Origin of the sequence: Lacicoccus alkaliphilus DSM 16010 (assembly GCF_900142805.1) — a bacterium.
Lineage (GTDB): Bacteria > Bacillota > Bacilli > Staphylococcales > Salinicoccaceae > Lacicoccus > Lacicoccus alkaliphilus.
Window position 1 is genome coordinate 16,993 of record NZ_FRCF01000013.1, and the last position, 24,014, is coordinate 41,006.

16 protein-coding genes are annotated in these 24,014 nt (G+C 47.0%); 4 read left to right on the forward strand and 12 right to left on the reverse strand.

The window, feature by feature from the left end:
* Window positions 1-14 precede the first annotated feature (14 nt).
* Window positions 15-1,811: a V4R domain-containing protein gene (locus tag BUA12_RS11290; protein WP_072710725.1), complete on the forward strand. Its 1,797-nt coding sequence runs from the start codon at window positions 15-17 to the stop codon at window positions 1,809-1,811.
* 39 nt (window positions 1,812-1,850) lie between these two features.
* On the opposite strand, the gene BUA12_RS11295 is transcribed toward BUA12_RS11290, so the two are convergent.
* From BUA12_RS11295 to BUA12_RS11315, 5 genes are all read right to left on the reverse strand, one after another.
* Entirely contained in the window at window positions 1,851-3,524 is a 1,674-nt protein-coding gene (locus tag BUA12_RS11295) for a M20/M25/M40 family metallo-hydrolase (protein WP_245772813.1), read from the reverse strand.
* A gap of 159 nt (window positions 3,525-3,683) precedes the next feature.
* Window positions 3,684-5,279 (reverse strand): FMN-binding glutamate synthase family protein, encoded by a 1,596-nt coding sequence (locus BUA12_RS11300; RefSeq protein WP_072710726.1) that lies wholly within the window; start codon window positions 5,277-5,279, stop codon window positions 3,684-3,686.
* A 25-nt stretch (window positions 5,280-5,304) separates the two neighbouring features.
* Complete coding sequence (locus BUA12_RS11305) at window positions 5,305-5,928, reverse strand: NAD(P)H-binding protein (RefSeq protein ID WP_072710727.1); 624 nt, start codon at window positions 5,926-5,928, stop codon at window positions 5,305-5,307.
* Window positions 5,929-6,118: 190 nt separating this feature from the next.
* Complete coding sequence (locus tag BUA12_RS11310) at window positions 6,119-7,579, reverse strand: CoA-acylating methylmalonate-semialdehyde dehydrogenase (RefSeq protein WP_072710728.1); 1,461 nt, start codon at window positions 7,577-7,579, stop codon at window positions 6,119-6,121.
* A gap of 102 nt (window positions 7,580-7,681) precedes the next feature.
* A complete protein-coding gene (locus tag BUA12_RS11315) occupies window positions 7,682-9,046 on the reverse strand; it encodes an aspartate aminotransferase family protein (protein ID WP_072710729.1) in 1,365 nt (454 codons plus the stop codon).
* 218 nt (window positions 9,047-9,264) lie between these two features.
* Here BUA12_RS11315 and BUA12_RS11320 point away from each other — a divergent pair, with 218 nt between their 5' ends.
* Window positions 9,265-10,899 (forward strand): PucR family transcriptional regulator, encoded by a 1,635-nt coding sequence (locus BUA12_RS11320; RefSeq protein WP_072710730.1) that lies wholly within the window; start codon window positions 9,265-9,267, stop codon window positions 10,897-10,899.
* Between the two features lie 83 nt (window positions 10,900-10,982).
* Here the strand turns inward: BUA12_RS11320 and BUA12_RS11325 are convergent, their stop codons facing one another.
* Genes BUA12_RS11325 through BUA12_RS11335 form a run of 3 tightly spaced genes read right to left on the reverse strand, consistent with a single transcriptional unit; the run spans window position 10,983 to window position 15,420 of the window.
* Complete coding sequence (locus tag BUA12_RS11325; RefSeq protein WP_072710731.1) at window positions 10,983-12,215, reverse strand: Zn-dependent hydrolase; 1,233 nt, start codon at window positions 12,213-12,215, stop codon at window positions 10,983-10,985.
* Window positions 12,216-12,257: 42 nt separating this feature from the next.
* Window positions 12,258-13,862, reverse strand: coding sequence for an amidohydrolase (locus tag BUA12_RS11330; RefSeq protein ID WP_072710732.1), 1,605 nt, complete (start codon window positions 13,860-13,862; stop codon window positions 12,258-12,260).
* Window positions 13,863-13,920: 58 nt separating this feature from the next.
* Window positions 13,921-15,420 (reverse strand): sodium:solute symporter family protein, encoded by a 1,500-nt coding sequence (locus tag BUA12_RS11335; RefSeq protein WP_072710733.1) that lies wholly within the window; start codon window positions 15,418-15,420, stop codon window positions 13,921-13,923.
* A gap of 929 nt (window positions 15,421-16,349) precedes the next feature.
* Between BUA12_RS11335 and BUA12_RS11345 the strand changes: the two genes are divergently transcribed.
* Window positions 16,350-17,087 carry an SDR family NAD(P)-dependent oxidoreductase gene (locus tag BUA12_RS11345; protein ID WP_072710735.1) on the forward strand — a complete coding sequence of 246 codons (738 nt, stop codon included), beginning with the start codon at window positions 16,350-16,352 and terminating at the stop codon, window positions 17,085-17,087.
* Between the two features lie 492 nt (window positions 17,088-17,579).
* Window positions 17,580-18,827 (forward strand): hemolysin family protein, encoded by a 1,248-nt coding sequence (locus BUA12_RS11350; protein WP_331463078.1) that lies wholly within the window; start codon window positions 17,580-17,582, stop codon window positions 18,825-18,827.
* A gap of 136 nt (window positions 18,828-18,963) precedes the next feature.
* Here BUA12_RS11350 and BUA12_RS11355 read toward each other — a convergent pair whose 3' ends face one another.
* The 4 genes from BUA12_RS11355 to BUA12_RS11375 form a co-directional block, all read right to left on the reverse strand.
* Complete coding sequence (locus BUA12_RS11355) at window positions 18,964-19,653, reverse strand: cysteine hydrolase family protein (RefSeq protein ID WP_072710736.1); 690 nt, start codon at window positions 19,651-19,653, stop codon at window positions 18,964-18,966.
* Between the two features lies 1 nt (window position 19,654).
* Window positions 19,655-21,064 carry a YfcC family protein gene (locus BUA12_RS11360; RefSeq protein WP_072710737.1) on the reverse strand — a complete coding sequence of 470 codons (1,410 nt, stop codon included), beginning with the start codon at window positions 21,062-21,064 and terminating at the stop codon, window positions 19,655-19,657.
* A 358-nt stretch (window positions 21,065-21,422) separates the two neighbouring features.
* On the reverse strand, window positions 21,423-22,394 hold the full coding sequence (locus BUA12_RS11370; protein WP_178138267.1) for a C-terminal binding protein: 972 nt from the start codon (window positions 22,392-22,394) through the stop codon (window positions 21,423-21,425).
* A 27-nt stretch (window positions 22,395-22,421) separates the two neighbouring features.
* Entirely contained in the window at window positions 22,422-23,786 is a 1,365-nt protein-coding gene (locus tag BUA12_RS11375; RefSeq protein ID WP_084670175.1) for a YjiH family protein, read from the reverse strand.
* Window positions 23,787-24,014: the final 228 nt, after the last annotated feature.

Below are 24,014 nucleotides of genomic sequence, written 5' to 3' on the forward strand. Positions count from 1 at the left end.
TGGGAGGTCAATCCATGACCCTGTTTCAACCAGGTAAATTACAAGCCAACGACCTTGTCGTCACTTCAGCCACGTTCGGATTGATGAGGAAAGTACTGATAGAATATCTCGGACAGGAGAAAGCTAAACGCTTCCTGCTGCGTTTCGGGAAGGACCTTGGGATTGAGAAGGCGAAAGAAATGCTCTCCGGCCCCAAAGATCTGGAGACACTGGTCGAGGAGATCCGAGACCTCCATGTAGGGCTCGGTCATGTAGCGGATATAGAACGCAGGGGCACACTCACCTATGAAAATAACTTTGTGCAGTTTGAGGACTTGGGCGGTGTCTGGCGTGATTCATTCGAAGTCGGCATGCAGCTCGAAAGTTTCGGCATGTCCGATGAATGTTCCTGTTACATACTCAGCGGCTTCGCCAGCGGTATGATGACGACATTCTGCGGAGAAGAGATCTTCGTCAAAGAAGTGACATGCTGCGCACGAGGCGATGCGGAATGCGCATTCGAAGTGAACACAAGAAGCGACTGGGAAGCGCTGCACGGGGAAACTTTACCGATCTACGATGATCAAAAGTTCGTGGATGAACTTGAAGGCACTTATGATCAACTCCTGGAGAAGACCAGGCTGCTCGACAAAGTGTCCGATTTCCACAGCCGCATCACTGAAAGTATAGCGAAGCAGAAAGGCCTGCCCCAGCTGCTGAAGACAGTCGCAGATCTTCTGACGATCACCAGTATCATCACGGATGCGGAGGGTAATATACTTTTCCAGGAAGGCAGTGTCCCCTCCCCGGAGGAAGTGAAGCAGATTTTCCAAAGTGGGCAGTTCGGCGGCCATGACACCGATGCGCACAGATTGGAAAGCGGTTACATCATGACGGCGCCCATCCTGCTCAACGAACGTATCGAGGGATACTGCGGTTTCATTTATGTGGATGCAGAGGAAATCCCGTGCAATGACCATCTTTATCTGGAGCGCCTGGCTGTGGCGACGAGCCTCTTTTTCCTCAATGAAAAAGTGAGCTTTGAGACGACCGAACGGTTGAAGATCAACTTTCTCGACCGCATGGTGTACAGACAGTTTGAAAACAGCGCCGAACTTGCCCTGCATGCCAGCTATCTGAAGCCGAAAATCCTGCCGCCGTTCCATACGATTTCAATCAAACCGATCCATTCAAGCAGGCCCGACGCCCTGACGGACCATTACCAGATCCTCATCTCGATCGCAAAATCATTGAAGTTATATAATCTGAATGGTCTGCTCACCCAAAAGGATGACAATATACTCCTCTTCCTGTACGACTTTGAAGATGACGCACGCACCTTCAATATGCTGCAATCCATCATGGATCAATTGTCGAAGAAACTCCCGCCCTTCCGTTTCAAGGCGGGCGTCAGTAAGAAGTTCACTGAACTGGATCAGTTTTCCGCAAGCGTCACAGAAGCGGAGCAGGCAGCCAACTTCCCTAAAGACTCGACCTTCATCCATCATGAGGACCTGGGGATCTTGAGCACACTGCTTGAAAATATTGACCCTGAAGTGATCGTCGGCGTTGCAAGGCAGGAGTTGAAGTCCTTGATTGAACCCGGTGATAAAAACGAAGAACTCCTCCACACATTGTATGTATTCCTTAAAAACAACCAGAAGCTTGAAAAGACTGTACAGGACCTTTCCTTGTCCATCGGCGGCATCAAATACCGCATCGGCAAGATTGAAAAGATACTCGAAAAGGATTTCAAGGATGCGGCAACGACCGCACACCTGCTGCTGATGCTGGAGACATTGATACTGACAGGAAATATATCGTTTGAATGAGAAATCCCGTGAGTCCCCTTGGATGAGGACTCACGGGATTTATTCACTCTCCAGCACATGTCTGATGACCCTGTTGGTCAGGTTCGGCACCATCTCCAGCGAGTATGTCATCTCCATCCGCTCAAGCCGCTTGTGGCCGTCCATGCCATAAGGGCCGATGTTGATGACGGGGATGTTCAAGTCTGCAACATCCTGGTACTCGACGGACAGCTTCTTCCCCCATGACGGCGTATTGCGGATCATGTCATCGATTTCCGGCATGTCGTCACTCATCGCAACAAAACTCATATCCGATATGTGCGGGAAGAAATTCTTCGCCACGATCGGATGTTCATACTCCGGCTGCACCGCTTCTATCGCTTTGTCCAGTGCATCAAGCAGTGTGCGTTCATTTTCATCCTCACCTTTGAGCGCAACCCGCGGGGAATAAAGTGAGGAATAGAATACGATGATCGCAGGCCTCTTGTCCGGCATGAATTGCCATGCCTCTTCGACGACACGTGCCGCTAGCATGCGTGAATCGAGGCTCTCATCCTGTTCAAGCTTCTCCTTGAATGCATTCATGTGCTGTACGTAAACCTCACCATGCGTTTCCTTGAGCAGCTCTTCCATCTCATCATATGTATAGACCCTCGGTTCCCACTGGATTGTATTTTCCTGACCATCACTGATTCCATTATATTTCCGATACCGTGCTTCGAAGGTATCGAGTGCATTGCGGAAGGCAATATGCGCTTGTTCCTTCAACAGCTCCAGCACTTTCTCCGGCGACCATGAATGGACGAAAAAGTTATAGTACACGTAGGCGGACAGCGCCGTCTGAACGGTATAGTTCGGCTTCAGATCGGTCTGTTTCAGCGACACCGGCGGCAATGTCGCCTCCCCGAACGCCATATCGGAAAGTCCCGGATTGTAACTGATCTGGCGTGTGAGTTCGGCTGCGATGAAATTCGGGTCAAGTCCGTCGAATGCCGAACCGACATGCGTCTCTTCACCTGTGATGAAGAAGGAAGGGAGCAGCTTCCCGACCGTGCCCTTATATATGTAGCGGTTCTCATCCCCCGCATAGGCCGGAGCGACGAAGTCGGCATTGATGGCAGCGACGTAATCGAATCCTTCTTCTGCCTGCCAGCGCTTCAACGTCTTCAGGGCTGAAAGGATGCCGTGCGAGCCGTCCTCCTCATCACACTCCACAATCAGGACAAGATTGCCTTCAAGCAGCTCGGGATTCGATGCATAATGGCTGAGCAGGTAGAGGTTGCTTGCCACCCCGCTCTTCATGTCCAAAACACCCCGGCCGAACATCCAGTCATCCGATGCCGCCTGGGTCTGGACCGTTTCAGGGAGTGGTTCACTTTTCAGGTGGGCTTTCCACTCATCGGGTTTGAAGGCCAGCTCCTGATGCACACCGAAGTCCTCCACACCGACCGTATCCATGTGCCCCATCAGCACCACCGTACGGTTGCTGTTCCCTTTTGTCCCTTTGACATACGCCATGACATTGTACCGTTCCCGTTCATCATTGACCGTCGGCTCCATGACGAGTTGTGACGGGTTCGCTTCAAAATATGGGTGGGACTTAAGCATGTCGTGGACAGTTTCAGCAAGTGCCCTCTCCCCTTCCGTATTGACTTCACTTCTGATGCCGACGAGCTTTTTAGTGATTGCGAGTATTTCATCGCGGCACTCGAGTTTTTCCATTTCACCTTCCATATGTACGTCTCCTTTTATAGGGTTCCTCGTTCATCCCTTAAGTAAGATTATATCAATATGTCCATCCGGCTGCACCGGTGAAACCCCCTTCCAAGCCAGATTACAGGGTGAATTTGATACTGAAAAAGCACCGGCATCATGCCGGTGCAATGGCACTGCCTATTCACTATTTTCATCCGGCTGCACCCGTTTCAGCATGTTATCCACTGCAGCGATGCGTCCCTGATTGTCTTTATAAATAAGATGTCTGCGTTCAATTTTAGTCGGTGAATCCACACCGGCAGCTGCCGCCACATTGAACAGTCCCGAACGCAGTGAATTGACGTAGTTGGTGACCCGGTAGAGTTTTTCATCAACGATGAGGCCCTCCTGCAGATTATCATCCGTCGTCGCCACACCGACCGGGCATGTATTCGTATGGCAGACCTCAGCCATGATGCATCCGACGCTGAACATGAACCCGCGTGCGATGTTGATGAGGTCTGCACCCATCCCGAGTGCGACGGCCGCTTTGTCCGGGGTGATCAGTTTACCTGAGGCGATCAGTTTCACGCGGTTCCTGACCCCGTATTCACGGAGCAGCTCATCGACGATGGGCAGCGCAGTCATGATCGGCAGGCCGACCGAATCCGCAAGCTCCTGATATGTCGCTCCCGTGCCGCCTTCCCCGCCGTCTATCGTGATGAAATCAGGGCCTTTACCCGATTCCTTCATGATCTGCACCATCTCCTCAACACTTTCGATATCGCCGACGACGATCTTCATCCCCACCGGCTTGCCGCCCACTTCACGCAGTTCTTCGATGAAATCGAACAGCTTCGGGAAGGTATCATAGTCGACGAAGCGGTTCGGGCTGTTGACCGTCTTACCGGGTTCAATCAACCGAATCCTCGCGATCTCTTCGGTGACTTTCCGGCCTTCAAGGTGACCGCCCCGGGTCTTCGCTCCCTGGGCAAGCTTGATTTCAAATGCTTTCACTTGCGGCATTTCCGCTTTTTCCCTGAATGCGTCCCATGAAAATTCACCCGCCGGTGTCCGGACGCCGAACAGCCCCGGCCCAATCTGCATCATGAGGTCCGCATTGCCGGCCAGGTGATGGTCGGATATCCCGCCTTCACCGGTGTTCATCCATGTGCCCCCGGCAAGCGCAAGTCCTTTTGAGAGCGCCCTGATCGCCCGTTCCCCGAGCGCACCGTAACTCATCCCCGACATGCCGACCTGCCCTTTCAGGCGGAACGGCTGCCGGCACGTACCCTCACCGAGGACGATGGCATCTTCATCCTGCAGGAAATATGGGTCCTCCTGCGTCTCTTCACGATGCTCCTTACGGGAAAACAGTCCCTCATTGTCGACGATGTACTTATAAGTGTTCGTCTTCTCAATATTATCAACCCTCATTTCCTCTAAAAGTTTCGGGAAAAGACTGTTCCTTATGAAAAAGCCCTCTTCTTCAAAGACCCTGTCAGAGCCGAAGCCCACCAGCCGTTCATTGTATTTCCCGGCTTTGACCACATGCTGGAATTCGAGTCTTGAAAACGGCTCCCCTTCATTGTCTTCCGCGAACAGGTACTGCCTCAGTTCAGGGCCGACATGTTCCGATATATACCTCACCCGTCCGAGCAGCGGGAAATTCCTGAGGATCGCATGCTGTTTCTGACGGTCGTCTTTCTGATACATATATGCCATATAGGCAAGCGGTGCCGCGATCGACGTCGTCATGATCGCCGACGGCAGATGCTTCGTGATTTTTCCCATATGAACCACCCTTTCATTTTAATTGTCATAAAGAATCCAAAGCCTCTTTGATGTATGAATCTCCAGAGACCATGCCGAATGACTGCTTGAATGTATTCGCATTTTCCAATGCTTCCACCAGGACTGCAGCCACATCTTCAAAAGGTATTTCATCATTCCCTTCACCCGCCGAATCTGCCAGATTGATCTTCCCATACCCCGGTTTGCCGACCCGCTTCACCGACCGGATGATCGTATAGGAAAAACCGCTCGACTCAATCCATTTTTCCGGCTCATCCTTACCGCCTGTTTTCTTCGACTCATCGGATTCATCCAGCCGGACCGGGCTCAGGTAGACGATGCGTTCGATTCCGTTCGATTCCGCTTCTTCCAGTGACCTGACCACTTCTTCCGCATCGATCAGAGCATCCTGGCTCCCCCCCGACCCGGGGCTTGCCCCTGCAATATAGATGATGGCATCCACACCGGCGAGCGCGCGCTTAAAACTCCCATCCTCCGACATGATGACGTCAACTGCACCCAGCTGCTCCAACATCTCCGCCCTGTTCTCAGCCTCGACGATCGTCACCGCTTCATGCCCTTTTTCATCCAGCTGCTTTAAAATGTATTCACCGAGTGTCTCACTGCCGCCATAAACGAATACTTTCATCTTATCCCCCCTGACTTGTTTATTCTTCAACTTCCCCATTCAGAGCAGCCGAAACACCCGATTCCATCTATATGTTACAGGTAAGATTTAAATAGAAATCAAGATGGAGGCTTTTGAACATACAACAGAAATAAGCGCAGCACTTATTCGAGCATGTGCTGCGCTTATTTTTAACTAAATCCATTAATTTTTAAACCCATTTGGTGGTGACGACTTTTTTACGCGTGTAGAAATTGAGGCCATCTTTTCCATTTGCATGAAGATCTCCGTAGAAGGAATCTTTCCATCCTGAGAATGGGAACATAGCCATCGGCGCCGGTACACCTATATTGACCCCCAGCATACCTGAATCGATGGTCTCCCTGAATCTACGGACCTTGCCACCATCTTTAGTGAAGATGCAGGCTCCATTTGCAAATTTTGATTTATTTGCAAGATTAACCGCTTCATCAAGGTCTTTCACTCTTGCGATGGATAAAACCGGTGCAAAAATTTCATCCTGCCAGATCTTCATTTCGGAAGTGACATTATCGAAAATCGTAGGACCCACAAAATACCCACTTTCCTTTACTTCTTCATCATCTCTTCCATCGCGGACCATTGTAGCGCCTTCCTTCTCACCAGTTTCAACATATTCCAAAGTACGCTCTTTATGTCCTTCACGGATAACCGGCCCGAGGAAATTGCCTTCCACCTGACCATCGCCGATATTAATCTCATTGGTCTTCTTAGCTAATAACTCAATGAATTCATCAGCTACAGAGTCCTCCACTGCCACTACTGAGGCAGCCATGCATCGTTCACCGGCCGAACCAAATGCGGCGTTCATGATTTGTGTCGTCGCATTATCAAGGTTGGCATCATCGAGGACGATGGAATGGTTTTTGGCGCCCGCCAGAGCCTGTACTCGTTTCAGGTTGGATGTTCCGCGCTTATAAACATACTCTGCTACAGGCTGGGAGCCGACAAATGAAATGGCTTCAACCTTCTCATGGTCCAGCAAACCGTTCACTACATCATGGGCTCCATGGACGATGTTGAATACCCCTTCAGGCACTCCGGCTTCCTCCAATAATTCAGCAAGGCGGTTGGCTAATAAAGGGGTACGCTCCGACGGCTTCAAAACAAAAGTATTACCCGTAACGATTGCCATCGGGAACATCCAACAAGGGACCATCATTGGAAAGTTGAATGGTGTGATGCCACCGACAACACCAATTGGATAATGGTAAACAGCGCCTTCAAGATCTGTTGCAATCGTAGAAAGCTGCTCGCCCATCATGAGGGAAGGTGCACCAGCTGCAAATTCGACATTTTCAATGCCGCGCTGAACTTCCCCGCGTGCTTCAGCTAAGTTTTTACCATTTTCAAGCGTTATGATTTCTGCAAGTTCCTCCCAATTTTCCACCAGTAATTGCTGGTATTTGAAGAGGATGCGGGCCCGCCTAGGCACAGCTAAATCCTTCCATGTTTGAAATGCTTCATCTGCGACCTCGACTGCATAATCCAGGTCTTCCTTGGAAGAGACCGGAACATGAGCAATGACTTCGCCAGTGGCTGGATTGATCACTGGTTCCGTTTTATCGGTTTTTGCTTCAACCCATTTGCCACCTATATAATTTTTTAAAACTTCTAAAGTTGTCTGTGTCAATTTGAGTCCTCCTAGTTTATATGTGTTTATTTTGATGCCGCTTCCGTTTAGAGTGTTCCGTTTGCCTCGTGTCAGACCGGTGTTAAATTTTTTTCTTCCCGGTCAGGAAATGTTTTCATGGAACACCTCTTTCAAAGTTTCCGAGATGAACTCCATATCCTCATCCGTCGAAGACAACGGCGGACAAAGTGCCAGAATATTACTTTGGCCGGCGACAGTTTCACCATTCCTTCCAATGATCAGCCCCCGTGCTTTACAGTCTGCAATCAGCTTACTGACCCGCTCAGAAGACCCGGGTTCTTTCGTCACCTTATCTTCCACAACTTCGATTCCAGCCAACAATCCCAAACCACGGATGTCCCCGACATTAGGGTGGTTCTTCAATTCTTCCAGATCATCCAGCAGGCGTCTGCCAAGCTTTGCAGAACGCTCGAATAATGCTTCCCTTTCCATGATTTCAATGTTCTTCAAAGCGACTGCGCAGGCTGCGGGGTTGCCGCCGAAAGTATTCACATGACGGAAATGGCAATTCTCTTCCTCCTTCTTGAAAGCTTCGTAAATATCCTTCCGCACCGCTGTTATGGAAAGTGGCAAGTAGGCACTCGTCAAACCTTTTGCCATGGTAATAATATCCGGTTTGATGCCGGAGTGTTGATGACCGAAAGCTTTGCCGGTCCTTCCAAATCCACATATGACTTCATCTATAATAAGCAGGAGGCCGTGACGTCTGCATATACGTTCAATTTCTTGGACATACGTATGATGAGGAATCAATATCCCTCCGCCGGTGATGAGTGGTTCCATAATTACTGCAGCGACGGTTTCTTTTTGCTCCCAGATGATTGTATCTTCAAGCTCTTTTGCTTTTTGAATATTATATTGTTCAACCGTCAAGCCTTCAGGCTTCCTGTAGTTATCTGGTGGCGCAACATGTAAGAATCCTGATGAAAGGGGTTCATATTTGTATTTCCTTAATGCCTGACCTGTAGCAGCCAGAGCCCCCATGGAACTTCCATGGTATGCCCGATATCTTGATACCACTTTATAACGGTTCACATCTCCATGCTGCTGATGATATTGCCGTGCAATCTTAAAAGCGACCTCATTTGCATCAGAACCACTATTCGAATAAAATATCATATAATCATCATCGAGCATCTCGTTAATTTTTTCTGCCAACTCAATCGCCGGTATATGACTTTGTGTCATAGGTGTATAAGCTATTTGCAGCATTTGATCATAGGCGACCTTAGCTAATTCTTCACGTCCATAACCAACATTTACGCACCATAATCCCGACATTCCATCCAGATAACGATTCCCATTTGAATCCTCTATCCATGATCCTTCGCCACTTTCCACTATCATCGGCGGATTCTTTTCTCGATATGGTGAAATATGTGGCCAAACAACCCTTTGGTTTCTCTTTTCAAGCGGAACTATCTTCTTCGTTTCCAGAGATTCCATCTGAATCTCCCCCCTTTGTAAATAAATTAGATATTTACGAAGTGTCTATTTCATGATCCCATCCAGAAACACTTTAATTTTCCACTTCGATACGATAGGCAGACGATTGACAATGATTTATTTCTCTCTCATAATCATATTATAATATTTTGAATTATTTATCATTTGACGAAATGTTAAAATATATTAAATCAGATTTTACAATCCGGAGGCAGGAGATGGAAAATTATAAAATTACTGTTGAAAGCATTATGCAGCGCGAAATATTTATGGATGCTGAACTTGTTGCAGGAAGCGAAGGTATTGACCGTGAGATAAAATGGACTCATATTTTAGAAATGGAATCTTTTGATTCATTTATTAATGGCGGGGAATTGATTTTAACTACCGGGTCAAACATCGACTTCGGTTCACCTCACGGGATGTCGAAAATCAGAACATTGATAGAAAGTGGTGTCACAGGCATTTGCATAGAGCTTGGGCACCACGTCACAAAAGTTGATTCTTCAATTTTAAAATTGGCTGATGATCATGCATTCCCAATCATTATATTTAATAAAACGGTTAAATTTGTTGATATCACGCAGGACTTACACACCTTGATAATAAACAGTCATCACACACAGCTTGAGCACCTTCATCTACTTTCGAAAGAATTTAATGAACTCTCGTTGGAACCAAATGGTATTATAAAAATACTCAAAAATCTTCATAACTACTTTCATAAAACGGTGATACTTATTACAGATGAGAAAAAACTCTATTACTATCCTCTAAAAGTTAAAAAACATGCTGAATATATCAATTCTCTAATTGATGACAGCTGGGAAATCCAACCATATATATCGGTTAACTTGGATAAAACAGACTATTCCGTATTCCCAATAAAGGGACTTGGTCATTCGTGGGGTAATTTATATTTTCAGGAAGAAGCGGAAGACATAGATGAATTCTCATACTCCATACTGGATCGAGCTACTCTGGCGATTGCACAAATCCTCCTGCGCAATCAAACGATAGAAGAAAGAAAGCAGAATCAGGAGGGGGATATAGTAAAGAAGTTAGTTCATGAAAAATCTTTCGAACCCTCTCTTGCCCAGAAATTCCTTCCCTACCCTTCTGAAAATCTCTACTACAGAGTGATGATTATTGAAAAAAGCAATATAGGCGATGAAATCAGTCCAGAGGATTGGGAAGAGATCAAACTAACCCAGGCGATTATTTTAAGGAATCTGTTCAAAAGTTTTGGTTTCAGAGCGATGATATCTGTGACCATCAACACCATCACCGTAATTTCATCATTTTATAAAAATCAACAGACAATAGTAAAAGATCAGAACTTCAACCTTGTCACTGATGCAATCCAAAATACACATGAAAAAAACATTTTTAATGGTGAAGAATGCCATATCAGTGCCAGCAGCTTGAACAAAGATTACTCCAAATTACATGAATGCTATAAAGAGGCAAATGAGGTGTTGCATTTAAAGAAGCTGGATGTGCTCAAGGATGTTTTGTTCTATGAGGAACTGGGTGCTTACCGTCTTCTGACGAAGTTGGATAAGAATGAATTGGAATCGTTGGTGTCCACTTATTTGAGCCCTTTATTGGACTTTGAAAGAAAGACGAACAATAACAATTTACTTTTGACTTTGACAATTTACTTGGAAACGATGGGATCCAAGAAAGAGACATCCGAACGACTCTATATCGTCCGGCAAACCCTTTATTATCGCCTGGAGAAGATAAAGGAGCTGCTAGGAGAAAATTTCATGAACCCAGTCAGCCGTCAGGCAATTGAACTTGCCATCAGCGCCAACAAATTGTTGGATGAAAAGAGATCTAAACAATAGTACGCCCACATAAAAGATTCAAGTTATGAAAGCATTAAAAAGGGGGTCAAGGGCAGCATGCCCTCGACCCTTTTGATTCATGATTATTTTACCAGACTGATTATAGCCTGCAAAAGCACATTGACCCCTTTTACGAGATCTTCAGGTCTCGTAAATTCCTCTTCAGAATGACTGATGCCGTTTTTGCTTGGAACAAAAATCATGGCAGTCGGTATATTGGCGGCCATGAATTGGGCATCATGTCCTGCGCCGCTCACCATTCTTTTATAAGGGTACCCCATTTTTTCTGCTGCTTCTTCAAATAAATTAATACAATCTTCATCAAACTGGACGGTCTTTCTCCCCCACAGTTTGTCCGCTTTGACATGGCACCCGTTTTTTTCTTGTGTATGCTTCAGGTTTTGGATTATTTTCTCCACCTGTCTGATTGTCTCCATATCCTGATGTCTGGCTTCCAGAGTGAATACAACCTTATTGGGAATGACCGTGTGGATGTTCGGGGTTAAATTCATCCTTCCCATCGTATAAACAAGATTGTCATCCAATTTATCCATTTCCTGCCGTATTTCCGTAATCAAGTCATTGGCTGCAAATAAAGCATCTTTCCTATATTTCATCGGTGTCGTGCCAGCATGATTGGATGCCCCTGTCACCTCAAGTTGATAACAGACCATTCCCATCACCGCTTCAACGACCCCAATGGAAAGCTGTTCACTCTCAAGGATCGGACCCTGTTCGATATGTAGCTCCAGAAAACACTGTGCCTCTTTCAATCTGTTCCCCTCTGAACCTTCATATCCGCTATCCAGGAGTGCATCTTTAAACAAAGTCCCTTGAGCATCCTTGGCTTGCATCATCCTGTGTTTATCAAACCATCCGGACAGCACCCCGGAAGACATCATGGAAGGCTCAAACCTTGCACCTTCTTCATTTGTAATATTCATGACAACTATAGGCATGCGCGGTTTAATGTCATTTTCCCTCAACGTCCTTACAATTTCCAATCCTGCGATCACGCCAAGGGCCCCATCGAATTTACCGCCTTTCTCAACTGAGTCCAAATGCGATCCAATGACAAGCGGAGGGCGATTATTTTCAAGCCCATCCAGTCTCGCATACATATTCCCCATGTCATCACATTTGACTGTCATGCCGGTTTCTTCACACAGGCTCTTGAAATGTGCTCTGGCATTAATATCCGCTTCAGAGAGGGCCAGTCTTGTCACCCCTCCGTTTATGGTTCCTCCAAAGCCTGCAAAGTCTTCAATCGTCTCCTGCAGTCGTTGCCCATTGATCAGCAGCGTTTGAGTATTCATATTATCCTCCTTAAAAATTGAGCTTTCACTTTATGATTGAAGTCACAACCTGGAATAGACCACTTCACCTTCTATCATCGTGCCGTCCACCTGGACTTCGGGTAAAACCGCAGTGTCGCAATTCAAGATAGACCGATCAAGCATTATCAAGTCCGCCACCTTGCCTGGTTCAATACTTCCTTTGATATCTTCCTCAAAGGAAGCGTACGCACCGTTCAGCGTATACATGCGGATTGCTTCAAGGAGGGAGACTTTCTTATCTTCTCCAATCACGTTGCCTGCGTTGGATTCCCGCGTAACCGCTGCATGTAATCCACGCATCGGGTCATAATCCGTCACGGGGCTGTCGGATGCTATTGCAGCAGGGATGCCGCTTCTCTGATAGTCGCCCAATGGATACATATAACCTGCCCTTTCCCCGTAATTCTTCACATAACCTTCTCCATACTCATATAAAAATGCCGGATTGGGTATCGGTATCACATTTTGCTCCTTCATCCGATTGATGAGGTCGGGTGCGGCAATCCCCGCGTGTTCTATACGATGCCTTGCATCTTCCCTCGGATGAAGATGGTTTGCTTTTTCAATTGTATTCAGAAGCATATCAATTGCTGCGTCCCCCTGGGCATGCGCTGTTATTTGCCAGCCGTTCTTATGGGCGGGTATGAATAAATCATCAACCTCTTCCTGTGAGAAATAATGTATACCGTAATTTTCAGGGTCGCTCGTATATCCTTCCCTACTCCAGACCGTTGGTCCGCTGCTGCTGCCATCAAGAAAAAGCTTAACAGGGCCGATTCTGAACTTCGAGTCTCCCAGTCCGGTGTAGATTCCGGCAGCCACCATATGCTTTACGACACTTTGAGCATCATAGAGTGCGCCGGCCATTACATATAGCCTTTGCTTTATCACACCGTTTTTTGAATCCGTCTGCAAAGCATTTATATTGCTTAAGCCATACCCTCCGGCATCATGTATCGATGTGATGCCCTTTGCCAAAAAGTGCTCGGATGCGACCTTATGGGCGCAGGTAAGTTCTTCTTTGGTAAAAGCTGCTGTATTAAACATCTCCATATGCGCATTTTCCAATAGCAATCCTGTAGGATTCCCTTCTTCGTCCCTTTCTATTTTACCCCCTTCAGGATTGGGAGTACCTTCATTTATGCCGGCAATTTCCAATGCCTTGCTGTTGACCACCGATATATGTCCGCATGTCCTCGTGATTATGATTGGATGATTTTTTGAAATTTCGTCCAATTCCTCTATCTTAGGGAAACGGCGCTCTTCAATAAGCGTTTCATTATACCCCCAGGCTCTTATCCAGTCATCTTCCGAAGTTCTCTCCACCTCCTTCTTAAGCTTGTCCATCAAATCATCCAGGGATTTCACACTTTCACTCTTACAGGATATTGATATGGTGTTCGTGCCGTACATTGAAATGTGTAAATGTGGATCAATAAATCCTGGCATTAAAGTTTTCCCTTCTAAATCGATCACTTTACTTTCCTCATTCTTCAAAGCAAGTATATCCTCATTCGAACCGGTTGCTGTGACTCTCCCTCCTTTTATAGCAACTGCTTCGACAACATCATCATTATTATTGACTGTTATGACTTCACCATTCAGGAAAAAAATTTGTTCATCCATTTCAATGCACCTCAGATTTTTTTAATATGTGATTTAAAATTGTTATGTCGACGGGGCTTTACTTGACAGTGGAAGCGGACTTATCCTCATCTTCATATAACTCATCCATCATTTCAGGGAAGAAGCGTTCAATGGTCTCCCTGGAAGCGGGTTGAGTCATCAATGAAACTATGATGAATATGAGCCCATTCGCAATCAATCCCCAAATACCTGCATGGATGTCCAAAGGATGTACAATGACGAAGGAGAAAATCACTGTGATGATAAATCCACCGAACAATCCCCAAAAAGCGCCCTGTTTAGTTGCTCTCGGCCATAAAAATATACCCACGATGGAAGGAAATGCCTGTGCTATGAATCCATATCCTATCAGTAAAATATAAACAAGACTGGCAGGCTGCATGATTGATATCGGTGCGATGATGAGTACCATAATCGGGAAAATCAGCCTCCGCGTTGCCCTCCCCGCCACTTCATCACTCCAATTTAAAATCGGCTGCAATACATCTTTACTGTAAGTCAATGCGGTGGCATGGATACAAGGTTCGCTTGAAGACATTGATGCTGCAAGCGTTCCAGCACCAAGTAACCCCGCCACAAGAACAGGCATGGTATCAACAGCCAATTGGATGGCGACATGGTCAGGATTGCCGATGTTTGGATACATGAAAATCCCAATAACTCCGACTATAATCATCGGTATGAGTACCAGGTAGAATGTTGGCAGCATGGTTGCTGATCTGCGTATCGATTGTTTGGAATTCGCGCCCATCCACTGAATCCAGTGGGTCTGCCAAATTGAAAAGAAAGAGATTAAAATGGATGTCGTCCAAAAAGTGACATTCATATCTCCCAGCGCACCCGGAAGAGTAAGAAACTGTGGTATATCTTCTTTTACACGCTCAAAGATGGGGGCTATTGAAAACCCGCCGGTAAATTGCTGTGTTGCCCAAAGCCCGATGAAGAAAGATACAAAAAGCATCAGACCGCCTTGGAAAGCGTTGGTTACACCTATTGCTTTCAGGCCACTCCTGTAAAGGTAAATTGAAATCGCACCCAGCAATATGAACACACCGGCCCAAATGGGGATGGCCCCGAAGCTCATCACATTCAAAATGTATGCTGCCCCTGTCGTCTGGATGATTGCATAGGCCAATATGCCGATTGATGTAACTATTCCGGCCAGACCGCCTAAGGCCCTGCTCTCATAACGGTCTGTTATAGCTGCTGATTGAGTGACATGCCTGTGTTTCTTACCAAGCTCCCATACCTTGGGACCGAAATACCACGCCAGGAATGCCATATAAGTCAGATAAACAACGACGTATAAAGCAGGCGCTCCTTTGGAGTATGCCCAGCCCGGAGATCCCATGAATGTATAAGCACTTACTCCCCCTGCGCCTATCAGCAGATACATCATGATGGGACCCATACTTCTGCTGCCGACTCCCCATTCTTCTACGTTATCCATATCCCTTCCTTTTCCGGAAAAGGAGCCAAGCAGTATAGCTATAACAACGTATGAAAGTGTGATTGCTAGTGGTATGTATTCATACATTACTCTACACCGCCAATCTTATTTATAATCACCATTACGGAAGTTGTCACTATGATTATAATAATTGACCAGAACATGAGTAATGGCATGCCAAATATTAATATTTCCTGGTTGAACAAATGAATGATCGGCCATATACCTATTAACAAAGTGAAGATTACCAAGCCTAAGCTTATCCACCCTTTTTTTGTTTTTGGTACTTTGAATGTTGCCTTCATTAAAGCTTCTCCCCTTTTGGATGCATGATTGTTTTAACTTCATAATATGAAACTTTTCCTCTTAAAATAGTTGAATTAGTCTGACAATAACAAGAGTAACAATAATTGAAAACCCTTACACTTTACAGAACGTTAAATTATCATCCATCAATTTTTACTCTGTATCTAAAAGATGCATAGTTTAGCCATTTGGTTGACGGTGTTAATAACATAATACGTTTCTGTAAATCCATCCTATCATAATAAAATTTAAAATATTTATAAATAGTACGGCTCATTGTGCCGTGACTTGATTGGTTTTTCTAAAAGGTGATATTTAAATATTTGTACTACCCAATTTGAAACTGTGCGAATGCAGAGGGCTAATTAGAAAATCTCCAATAAATTATTCATATACAAACTATCTTACCGATGTATCACTTAGGTAAGCCAGTCGCCTTCAAAGTTGTAGTGATGTCGAAATTAACGGTTTAACATAGCGCCTGCAATTTTTTATAAATAAGCACAAACACTTTACATCTTTATTAGTACGCGAATACAAAATAATAAAATTTTGCCATAAATAACATTGATAAACATTTCACAAAGTTGTATAATAAGAGTGTATTCAAATATTCCCAATTTTAAAATGATATCAGCAAATCAGGCATTCTGCCTATTTAATATTACAATGTACAATTTAAGAAGAATAAAAATCACAGGAGGTCAAACATGGGTAAATTACAGGACAAAGTGACAATCATCACAGGTGGCATTTCAGGAATCGGGAAAGCGTCTGCAGATCTCTTCGCAGATGAAGGCGCGAAGCTCGTACTGGTCGATATGGATGAAGAAAAAGGTCAGCAGATCGCTTCGGAATTCGAATCAAAGGGTCATGAAGCCATCTTCATCAGGGCGGACGTGACGAGTGAAGAAGATGCTGAAAATGTATTCAATACCACAGTCGAGAAGTTCGGCCGTGTGGACATCCTCTTCAACAACGCCGGCATCGGTGCGGTCAAGCCGACGCACGAAGTGGAGTATTCGGAATACCGCAGGACGGTGAACGTCGATTTGGATGCTGTATTCCTTTTCGCCCAGCACGCAATCAAGCTTTTCCTCGAACAGGGTGAAGGGGTCATCGTCAACACCGCTTCGATGTATGGCTGGATCGGCGCACCGGGTTCTGCAGCATACAATGCAGCCAAAGGCGGCGTCATCAACCTGACACGCTCACTCGGCGTCGAATATGCGGCGGAGAACATCCGCGTCAACGCCCTGTGTCCGGGTTTCATCGACACACCGATCATTCCTGAAGAACAGAAAGAGGCACTTTCCGAAGCCACACCGATGGGCCGTCTCGGCCAATCCGAGGAAATGGCAAAAGCGGCACTCTTCCTTGCTTCGGATGACTCAAGCTTCATGACGGGCAATACACTCACCATCGATGGCGGCGTCACAGCTCAGTAATCATAATTTCATACCAATGCAATCCCCGGCCGATTGAAATGGCCGGGGATTTTTCTGCCACCGGGGTCCTTCCCCCACTTCTTATCCCATATGAAAAATCATTTCACAATTCCGCCATCATTAAGAGGCCCCCCTGGAAAACGCTTAACCCCCGGTGGACATGGATCCGGTCAGTGTGATGACTTGAGCACCAAAAGTCTGTAAATTAGGACTATATGAAAAGGTGTTGTAATTTGTCACCATCCTCCAGTATCATGGATTGAAGCTGATCAAGGATTAAGGTGAAGATGCATCCGTATAGATTAAAATCATGACGGGGAAGGCGCTCTCAGAAGGCGCTTTCCCCATCTTTAAGTTCATGATGCCTGATGCATTTCAGGCGCGTTATAGCAAAGTGTCACCAATGTGTCATTCACCGCTTCCGTTTGTTATAATTCACCTATAAAATCAAATTTAAAACATGAAAATACACTGACCAAGAAGGAGATCAACTTGACCATTATATTCGTTTCCATAGTCTTACTTTTCATAGCTTCAAGTTATTTTTCAGGCAGTGAGACTGCACTCACCGCCACCAACGAAATGAAACTGCAGATGAAGGCACGGAGCGGCGATAAAAAAGCCGCCCGGCTCCTGAAGCTCGTCAATAATCCGACCGTCTTCATTCCGGGCATTCTGATCGCAAACAACCTGCCGAACATCATACTGCCTTCACTGGTCACCATCGTCGCCATCGAGTACGGCTGGAACATCGGCCTCACCACCGCGATACTGACTGTCATGATCATCATCTTCGCTGAAGTGATGCCGAAATCCGTCGCGGCCGCTTTCCCTGAACGGATTTCCCACTTCGTCTATTACCCGACGATGGCGATCCTTTTCATCCTCCGGCCTTTCATCTTCCTGTTGAACCTGATCACCAAAACGACGATCAGGCTCCTCGGCAAGGATGACGGGCGGGAGTTGACGATTTCAAGGTCGGACATGCGGGCGATGGTCGACATCGGGCATACTGAAGGGACGTTTGAAAACAACGAAGTCTACAGTTTGAAAGGGGTCCTCGATTTCTCGGAACTGAACGTGGCGGACATCCTGCAGACGCCCCGCATCGAGGTCGATGCACTCAGTGCGGATATCTCGTATGAAGAGGCCAAGGAAGTCATGCTGCATTCGCGATACAGCCGTTATCCGGTCTACGAAGGCGATCTCGATAACATCATCGGCGTCTTCCACACGAAGTTCTTTGTCGCCTGGTCGGATCATCCGGAGAAGGCCATCAAGGATTTCTCCGATCTGGATCCGCTCACGGTGTATGAATTCCAGCCGATAGACCAGGTCTTCAAAAGGATGCTCCAGGAAAATAAACACCTTGCGATCGTGCTCGACGAATATGGCGGCACCGAAGGCATCCTGACGAATGAGGAACTGATTGAGACCATGATCGGTCAGGAAATCAGGGATGAAACCGATGTGGACGGCATACTGATCAAGAAGCATACGGACGATGAAATCATATGCGACAGTAAAATCCCCCTCCACCAGCTGAATAACATGCTGGAAGGGGAAATACCCGAAGGGGAAGACAACCTTGCCGGTTTCATACTCAGCGAACTTGGCTATCTGCCTGAAGCCGGTGAAACACTGGATTTCTCCAACCTGACGTTCGAAATACTGAAAGTGAGTGACAGAAGAATCGACACTGTGAGAATAATAAGGAATACACATGGGGCGGATGGATGACGATCACCCACCTCATGAAAAAACCGGTCAGAGAATCATTCTCTGACCGGTTTCCTTATGTTCAATCCAGATCAATCACGACGCTATTGGGTTGGATATCGATTTAAGTTTTTTCAATCGCATATTACACCCGAAATCATCTCCCCTCTTCAAGGCTCCGTCTGATTTTTTCATAGGGGAGGACTTTGGCATACACGCCGTTCAGAATGCTCAATGTAAAGGCGTTGATTTCTTCGCTCGTGGTTGCCACGCCCTCCTCGACGATCGTCATATGATAACCCCTGTCGGCACCGTCCCTCACCGTCGTATCAATGCACTCATTCGTCAACACGCCCACCACGACAAGCTGTCTGATACCAAGGTTCCTCAGGACATAGTCGATATTCGTACTGTTGAATACGCCGGAAGCGGTCTTGGTGATGATGACCTCATCCCCTTCCGGGGCGATCTCATCCATAAACTCGGCCTCCCTCGTCCCTTTGACGACATGACAGCCAATCCTTTTGTGGCCGGCACTGCGGTCCCGCCCGTCTCTGGTCAGGGATTCCATCTTTACGTGTATCACTTCCTGACCGGCATTTCTGAATAAGTCCTGAAGTTTTTTCACCGTCGGCAATACGGTGTCTTCAAGCCGGTCGAAGTAATATGAATACTGCTCATCATCACGGGTGATGTCCTTGAAGAAGCCATACCCCGGCGCGCAGTCGTAGTACTGCAGATCTATGCAGAGGAGTGCCGCATCCGGACTCCTGTAATCCCCTTCATCAAAATCATCATAAAGTTCATTTGTTAAATGATCCACATGTCCGTCCTTTTTCCATTCCATTCTAGATCGGCCCCCATTCAATCAGCACACTGACGACGAGGAAGATCCAGCTCACGAGGAAAACCAGTATGGTGAACGGGAATATATAGCGCAGCCATCTGCCGTACGGGACTCTGCACAATCCCAGCATCGCCATCAGCCCGCCAAGGGTCGGTGTAATGATGTTCGCCGCACCGTCCCCGACCTGGAAAGCCAGGATCGTCGTCTGGCGGGTGATGCCGATCATATCCCCCACGGGGATCATGATCGGCAGTGTAACAAGCGCCTGTCCGCTTCCGCCCGGAATGAATACATTGATCACGGCCTGGGCGATTGACATGAAGATGGCTGCAAGCATCGTCGGCAACACTTCCAGGACAGTGACGAAACCGTAGGCGATCGTATCGGTGATGTTACCGTGGGTCATGACGATCTGGATGGCCTGAGCGGCCCCGATGAGCATTGCCGCGAGCGCACTCGGCTCGAGTGCCTTCGAAAAGGTTTCTGCAATCTGGCTGCCATTCATTTTGGCGATGAGACCGTTCACGATACCAATCATTAAAAATATTGCAGATATTTCATTGATATACCAATCTGCGGTAAAAACACCGGTGAGCATGATGCTCACCCCGACCAGGAAGACGATCAGCATGGCAATGTCGCGTTTTCTCATACGGTATGACTCCAATGGCTGGTTCAGTCCCATCCCTTCCGTCGAAATGCCTTCACTTAGGCTTTTCTCCTCATCCTCCAGAATCTTTTTGAAGTATCGGATGTTATAGGCAGCGAGTAAAGACAGGACCGTGATCACCAGTATGGTTCTGAGCCCCCACCCTGAAAATATCTGCATTTCTGCGATGGTATGGCCGACCCCGATCGTATAAGGGTTGAATGGAGACAGACCGAAACCGACGGATATGCCGCCGATCGCTATACCCGCCCCGAGCATGACATCACCGCGTATCGCAAGACTCAGGATGATGGCGATGGGAACAAGTGCGATATTGTTCTCATAGCCGACAAATATACCGAGCAGGCCGTAGACGAATGTCATGATGATGACGATCAGATATCTCCGCCTGAGTCCGAGCTTTTTCACAAAAGTGCCTACCGTATTCTCGAGCATCCCGGTTTTGTCCAAAACCCCGAACATCATGGCCGCCGCAAAAACAATGAAGACGATTTCTGCGATTTCCTGAAAACCTTCAGGAAAGGCAGTGAAGATATCCATGATGCCGGCCGGATTCCTTTCGGTCAGTTCGAAAGTGCCGGGCACTGTACGTGTAGTATCATCAACCTCTTCCCTCTCATAGGCCCCTGCCGGTATTATGTAAGTCAGGGCAGCAGCCAAAATGACGATGTAAAATAATAATGCGAGCGGATGCGGTATTTTTTCCAGCCAACTTTTCTTCTTCTCCTTGTTTTCTTCCATCTTTTTCACGACCCTTATCTAATTTTTCTTACAGCGTTAAAAGATGTTGCGAACTTCCTGGATAAGCGTTGCAGTATGGCTTCCCACTGTAATTTAATATGCCTCCTTTCACCCGGAACATGGTGTGGCAGATCCGCAATATAAAGCGCTTTCATAATGATCGGTTGCATCATCACTTTTATGATGATTTCCAGCAAAGCTTCTTTCTTACGATGCACAAGCAGAAATAAGTTCACCTCTATTATGAAGTTTTTTTGTGTAAAATGTCAATGATATTTTGGACGGCCTGCGCCCCATATAAAACGCCCGGCTTCGAGTGGGTGTCCTCTCGAAACCGGGCGTTCATCCTTGGAATCATTCAAACATGCACACCGTTCACGATCTGCGCACCTTTATAGTTGCCGTCGAAGAAGTATTTGACGTTCATCGCGCTTTCAAACGAGGCTTCCCTCACCGCTTCTTCGGAATAGAATGCGATGTGCGGTGTCAGGATGATATTGTCATGATCCATGAACGGATGTGTGCTGAGGTCGGGGTCCTCTTCCGACAGTACGTCTGCAGCGTAGTATTGGATCTTCCCCGACTCGACTCCCCCTGTGATCGCCGCCTCATCGACCAGCTGCCCTCTGGCCGAGTTGATCAGCATGACGCCGTCTTTCATTTTGGCGATGTTTCTGCTGTTGATGATCTGTCCGGTGTCTTTGGTGACCGGCAGGTGCAGGCTCAGTATATCCGCTTCAGCGAGTACTGCTTCAAAGCTCTTCATATCCGTATCATACTCTGCCTTCACTTCTGCCACATCGACGAACGGGTCATAGGCGATGAGCCGTACGCCGAAAGGTTTCAGCCTTTTGGCAACCAGCCTCGGGATGTTGCCGAATCCAAGCAGCCCGATGGTCAACGTATCAAAGCGGCGCATGCCCGGGAAGGCATCGAATGCCCACTGCCTGTCTTCTTTGACCAGGCTGTGGAAGGCGCTGATCCTGTGGTTCAGGTTCAGCATCATGCCGACCGTGTAATCGGCGACTTCCCTGATGCAGTATTTGGATATATGCGAAACTGCAATGCCTTTCGATTTGGCATGATCCACATCCGCATAATTGAAGCCGATCGTGCCGAAGGCGATCAACTTCAATTTCGGCAGCGCATCGATGACCCTTCTGGTGAACGGTTCATATTCACATATCACGGCATCTGCATCCCTGCAGTTTTCAATCAGTTCATCTTCAGTGGATGACGGGGCTTCAATGATTTCGAATCCGTCACCGAAAACCTCTTTTTCTATTTCAAGTGCACCGGGGAAATCAAAGGTGCGGACGACTTTAATCACGTGTGTTCCTCCTTGCGGCTTCAGCCCTTAGTATATGATGTGTGCAATGATCGCAATGATCGGCATCGCGATGATCGTCCTCTGTATGAATATGACCAGCAGCTTCCAGAAATTCGCCGGCATTTTAGAAATGATGATCAGTGTCGCCATCTCCGTCAGATAGATGATCTGAACGAGTGACAGGGCTGCGATGAAGAAGCGTGTGATTTCCGCTTCGATGCCCGTGGCGAGCACTGCAGGTATGAACATATCGATGAATCCTGTGATCGTCGCCGGTGCCGCAGCTTCCGCTTCAGGGATGCGCAGGAATTCAAGCACATATACCATCGGCTGCGAAATGATGTTGAAGACAGGCGTGAATTCCGCAATGATCAGTGCAATCGTACCGATGGCCATGACCTGGGGAATCAACACGAATGAAATATCGACGAACACCTCATACCCCTGCTTCAGCTGTTTTTTGAACGAGCCGGATTTTTCTGCACGCCTCACGGCCTGCTCCAGTGCCCATTTGAAGACTGATTTATTTTCAGGTATCGTTTCATCGTAAGGGTCTGCCACTGCATAAGTATCTGGGATCCTCGATACCGGCGGGATTCTCGGGATGATCATGGCACAGATGATGCCTGTGATGACGATCGTCAGATAAAGCAGCGGGAATACGTGGTCGACTTCAAGCATACCCGCGATGACAAGACAGAACGGCAGTGACACTGCCGAGAAGTTGGTCGCGATCGCCACCGCTTCCCTTCCCGTATAATACCCGCGGTTATATTGTTCCCGCGTCAGTACGACACCGACGTTGACGTTCCCGATCCAAGATGCAAGGAGATCGATGGCCGAGCGGCCCGGCAATGTGAACATCGGTTTGATCAGCTTCCTGAGCAGCGTGCCGGTGAACTCCATGATGCCGAAGTTGATCAGGTACGGCATCAGGAAGGAAGCGACAAGGAACCACATGATCAATGTCGTGAGAAGCCCGAGCATCGTGCCGCCCGTGACTTCGGAATAAACCGCTTCGATGCCGGATTCGAAGTATGTCATGAGGACGGCTGCCATCCCTATCACCCTGATGATCAGCCATAACAAAGTCGTATTGAACAACCCGTTCAACATTTCGGATGAAGTGATGAACCTGGGTTTGAAGAAATACGTGATGACGGATAGGATGGTTGAAATGATGATGACGATGGTGATGACTTCAGGCAGGAAACCGGAAAACAGGTCGATGAAGAATTCGGTGATGACGCCGAGCAGGATATTGAAATTCCCATCCCCGTCTATGACCGGCACCAGGAATATGAGAATTCCGAACAGTGACGGGATCAGGAATTTCAACAGGTTCTTCCTTGTCATCCTGACTTCTTCAGGTGTGTTTTTATGTTCTTCCAATGGGGGTCCCTCCATTCATATGTACTCAGGATATTGAGTGTTATACAATTTTATTAAAAATACTTTATAATTATACACCCTCAATATCAATTAGGCAATCGGAATTTCACGCAAACTTTCCGTCAACTTGTCTAGTTTTGTTCATTACGGTAAGATATACAAGTGTGAAATATTCCAAATTATATAAAATCTTCGGGGAGGGTTGAATTTAATTCGTAAGATGACGCT